The sequence below is a fragment of the Winogradskyella alexanderae genome (assembly GCF_020166335.1).
Lineage (GTDB): Bacteria > Bacteroidota > Bacteroidia > Flavobacteriales > Flavobacteriaceae > Winogradskyella > Winogradskyella alexanderae.
The window spans coordinates 1-4869 of the sequence record NZ_JAIUJR010000022.1; the positions used below are offsets into that span (position 1 = coordinate 1).

General features: G+C 34.5%; 4 protein-coding genes. All 4 read right to left on the reverse strand.

What is annotated here, in order from left to right:
• Positions 1-231 precede the first annotated feature (231 nt).
• The gene (locus LBU54_RS15050) at positions 232-1566 is read right to left on the reverse strand and encodes a serine hydrolase domain-containing protein (protein ID WP_224531908.1); all 1335 of its coding nucleotides are present in this window, start codon (positions 1564-1566) and stop codon (positions 232-234) included.
• A gap of 237 nt (positions 1567-1803) precedes the next feature.
• Entirely contained in the window at positions 1804-2805 is a 1002-nt protein-coding gene (locus LBU54_RS15055; protein WP_224531914.1) for an amidohydrolase family protein, read from the reverse strand.
• Positions 2806-3507: 702 nt separating this feature from the next.
• A complete protein-coding gene (locus LBU54_RS15060) occupies positions 3508-4119 on the reverse strand; it encodes a hypothetical protein (RefSeq protein WP_224531916.1) in 612 nt (203 codons plus the stop codon).
• Positions 4120-4265: 146 nt separating this feature from the next.
• Complete coding sequence (locus tag LBU54_RS15065) at positions 4266-4748, reverse strand: hypothetical protein (RefSeq protein WP_224531918.1); 483 nt, start codon at positions 4746-4748, stop codon at positions 4266-4268.
• Positions 4749-4869: the final 121 nt, after the last annotated feature.

Here is a 4869-nt window from a genome sequence, read left to right on the forward strand (position 1 = left end):
AAATCCAAAAATTACAATAATTAGAATTAATGAAGTTATTGACCACAATGCTATTTTTAACCATTTTTTCATTTTCATTAGATTACGCCCAACGGTCTCGGCTATGATTTCGTTGTGTTGAAAATTCCAGCGGAATTTTCGACCGTAGAAATCCAGCCGTTTAAAGTTAAACTAATTTTGAGAATAGGTGAGTAGTAGCAATGAACTATAGCCGTTGTTAGGCTCAGTAATTTATTCTTTAAATTGTTCTAGTAATGCCAAACTACGGACAAGGGCTGTCATATGCATGTTTTTATTTGTCTCATTCTTTTTTGCACTAAAAAAAGCAATAACCAATCTTTTTGTTGGTGATATGTAAAGACCCTGACCTCCAAACCCAGTTTTAAGGAAGTCGCCATCTTCAAAAATCACATCCCAATGATAGCTCTGAAAATCTGCGCCTTGTCCTTCATAATAATGTTTCCTCAAATGCTGATCCGTTCCTCCTTCAGATCTAAATAATGCTCTATCTCCGGTATGAATTTGATTTAAATATCGTGCCGATGCTATTTTTGTAGTAGCGTCATCTGTAAAGGCCAGTCCATATCTGGCAAGATCTCTTAAGCGCATTAGCATTGGACCGTAACTTCCAGCAACACCAGTACTGGATAGCGTTACCCTTGCATCATCTTCAGCTCCGATTCTTGTCCATATATAGTCCTGAACCAACTCATGAAAAGGTTTAGAAGAAACTCTTTCAGCAATGGTAGTCAGAATAACAGAATTGGCGGAAGTATAATCGAAGGTTTGCCCAGCGGATTCAATTTGTCCTGAATTAGCCAATAATTCAATTAAGCTTTCTTCAAATCCAGGATTTGGCTCTGTATAAACCGCAGAATGCTGCAGCAATTTATAAAAACAATGGTTTGGGTCAGTAAAGGATCCCTTATCGCTTTCTCTGCAGTTGATTCCTGAGGTCATCCTTAACAAATTTTCAATAGTTACATTTGCCAATGGCTTATCCTTAAACTCTGTAATATGCTTCCCAATCGGATCTTGTTCGTTAAGTTTTCCTTCATCTGCCAAATGTGCTATTACGGTTCCTAAAAATGTTTTACTCACAGAACCAAGAAAATGCTTGTCAGAAGGTTCCATTTCAGGATACCCTTCATAAACCACTTGTCCTTTGTGAAGAACAATTACACCATTAATTTGTTTTTCATCGCAAATTTGGTCAAGTGACGTTTCCTTTTCAAAATAGGCGCTGGTGAGAATCTCTTGACCGAGGGTATGACTGATATTTTCTGGAAGCTTTATTGTTTTTGTATTTCCTTTTTCTATCAGAACAGTAGGAATATAGTTTTCCATATGGCTAAATACTTCTGTTATCTGAGGTCCTCTTCCAATAAGCGATTCAGGAATTGTAAAGTTTATTTTTTGGTCTTTTGATGTGGGAATTTTTCTTGATTCTACCGCTAATACAATTTTTTCTTCTAAGGTAGGCTCTTTGACTTGTTTTTTGCATCCAACGAATAGAAGCAAACTTAGAGTGATAAGTACCTTTAATGACAGTTTGTTGGTTATCATATTTAATCGCGTTTATATTAACCCTTTAGATGGTAACACATCTACTTTAAGGACGGGAGGGCGAAGCACGTAGTAATTAAAGTTCGCCTTTGGCGAATGTGTTACCATCGGTTTGGCTATGAGTAGTTGCGTGGGTTAGCATTTAACTTTGCAAGTACACACCAAACTGAAAACCCGCACGGATTTTCATAAGTAGGCGAGAACAAGCAATTACTTATAGCCATTGTTGGACACAGTTTATTTCTCATTTTCTTCAAGTCTTAAAAACCTTGCAGCATTATTGTAAAAGATATCAGCTTTTTGCTCATAACTTAAAAATGGCGTTTCATTAATTATTTCAATCGAATGTGAAATAAAATCAGGCCAGATAATCATATCAGAACCAAACATAATACGTTTGCCAAATCCAGCTGAAATAATTTTTTTAAGATGATATTCATAAAAATATTCTTTAGGATAATTCCATTGGATTCCACCAAGGTCAATATATAACTGCGGATAGTGATATAGCATAGTAATCAATTCATCAATAAAAGGGTCTGCATAGTGCATTATTGAAACACGTAACTTTGGAAATTTTCGTAAGACGTCTTCCAATGCCAACGGATTGGATAATTTCGCACGATACTCGGGTTCCCAATAATACATAATGCCAGGAAGTCCACTACCTAGATGTATGGCAACAGGTATGTCTAATTCTTCTGCCAGTTTGTAATATGGAAACATTCTTGGGTCATTTGGTGCTATATTTCCATATTGATTTGAAATTTCTCCGATTATTTTAATATCATTTTCCAAAATAAGCGTACGCATTTGTTCAGCTGAAATACTGTCTCTGCCAACACGGAATTGTATACCTGATATAATATTATTGGGCATTATTGATTTAAACACACGAACATTCTCAATTGATCCGCTTGCCACGGCTATCACTTTGTTTTTAGTTAATTTACTTTCAACTTGATTTATATAATCTTCATAGTTTTTTGGTGACCAAAAAGGATTGTCACATCTAGGATTAGCAAATAAGTCGTCCCATACATCATTAAAATCTTGTCGTGTATCATAATATGGAAGCATAGTTGAAACAGGTGTGCAAAATCCCATTTTTACTGGTGGGATATCATCCTTACCATCTGCGTGCAAATGCATATCGATTATTGGTCCCTCGTAAGTTTCACTTTCCAATGAAGCCTTTTGTCTTGCTTCATCATTGTTGCAACCGAAAAGGATTATCATTACAAGAAATGATTTGAATAGTCTCATATTTTTTTAATTGTGCCCAACGGTTCGTATAACCGTCAGTTACGGGTTTATATGCGTTAATTTTCGGTTTAGGACTGACGTTAGCAATTCCGAGTGGATTCGGTCGTAGTCGAATCCGCCGTAATTGCGGTTATACATTGTTGGCATTTCGTTGTTTTTATTCATACATTTAATTGTTCGGCTTAATTCAGTTTTTCTATTTTTCAGAGGTTGAGCGAATTCGGTCAGCAAATTATTCCACAAATTTTTTTAATTCAGATTGAGTAAGATTCCGAGTTTTTAATTCAGATTTCAATTCCGCAAACGAGTTAAAAAGTCCAGCGTAATTTTATTCTAAATTCAAACAATATTCTAATTAGAAAATACTGCGCCAAAGTGTTGTCCCCAATGCATAATTCGTTCGTCTATTTGTTCTAAAGTCGGACGAGAATAAATTCCGTATACACAGATAATTAACAATACAATAATGATAATTAATAGTATTGTATTCAAATTTGATTTTTTCATATTTTTTGTTTTTGAGTTCGTTCGTCATTGAATGCCAACGGTTGGTGTATGGTTTGTTGCTCAACACAAAGTTAGCTAAAATAGACAGGCTATAGTTCAGCCGCGAGGATTTTCCGATTAGGAAAATCAGAAGCAATGAACTATACACTATGTTGTGCATAGTATTTTTTATTCCGATTCCCATTTTTCAGTTCTTTTTTGTTGGTCATTTTGGGTTAAGTAGTGAATAGCAATTAATAACTGAATATTCACGTTGCTTAAATCAAAATCAGTTGGATATTCGTAAATTCTTGATTGTAATATTAAGCTCGATTCAAAATCTCCAGTGCCAATTACTCTATCGGCATATTCTTTGAGTTCTTTATTGTTCTTCCCAAGTTCAGCTAAAAAATTTTGGTACTTGCCCTTATACTTTGAACCAAGACTTCTTAATTCCAAACCAGTGTCTGGATAAGTTTCTTTTCCAAATTCCCAAATTTCCTCAAATGTAGATTTTGAAATCGAATTATATAATTCCTTTTGTTTATCAAAATCCACGTTGTCCAAAATAGATTGCCAGCCATATTCCAATAAAGCAGGTAACATTTCGGTAAAACAGGTTTCGAAATCAGAACTTTTGTTTGCACATATTTGACTTTTAAAAAATTCCGTTATTTTCTGCAAGTCATTAATTTGGTCTTTGGAAAAGTGGTTTTGTAATTCAGTTGTTGTAAACTTTGATGCGCAAGATAAATTCAACAGCAAAACACTTATTATTAATGCTCTCAAATATTTTTTCATATTATGCACAACGGTCTCGTATAACCGTCAGTTACGAGTTAATATGCTTTAGTTTTCGGTTTAGCATTGACTTTAGTAATTTCGAGTGGATTCGGACGTAGTCGAATCCGCCGTAATTGCGGTTATACATTGTTGTGGTTAGTGTATTATTTTACAACTCCTCCAATATAAAGCCATCGTTCTCCTTCCTTTATATAGTAATCACTAACCAAATAATCTTCAGTCCAAACTTGACCATTGTCTCTTTTAAAATCATCTTCTTGGAAATCATCACCTATCCATTCTAATGTTTCCTTAACTTTATAATGCGCTACACTTAAATTTGCTTCAGTAAAAAATTGTATTTCTCTTTTCTCAATCTGAATATCATTTATTTGCATATCTGTAAAAGTCCAATCACCGATAAATGTTTCTTTTGTTTGAAGAGTGTCATTTTTCCAGCGTCTAAAATTTGGATGATATATCTTAAGTTGTCCATTTTTATCACGCTCTTTCCAAGTGGTCATCCGTTTTTCGACTGTCGTCCAAACCTCTTCTGTAACATCGGATGACTCTTTTTGACATGAAATTAAATTCAGCATGAACACACCAATTAGAATCAAGTAGATATTTTGGGTTTTTATTTTCATAATATTATCACAGTTTACAAATTAACCACAACGCCCTGCTAAACGCAGTTCCGTATTGCGAATGAAAAGATAATAAATTCTGTAGCAATAATTGGAGAAAAGGACTTCCTTATACTCTCTA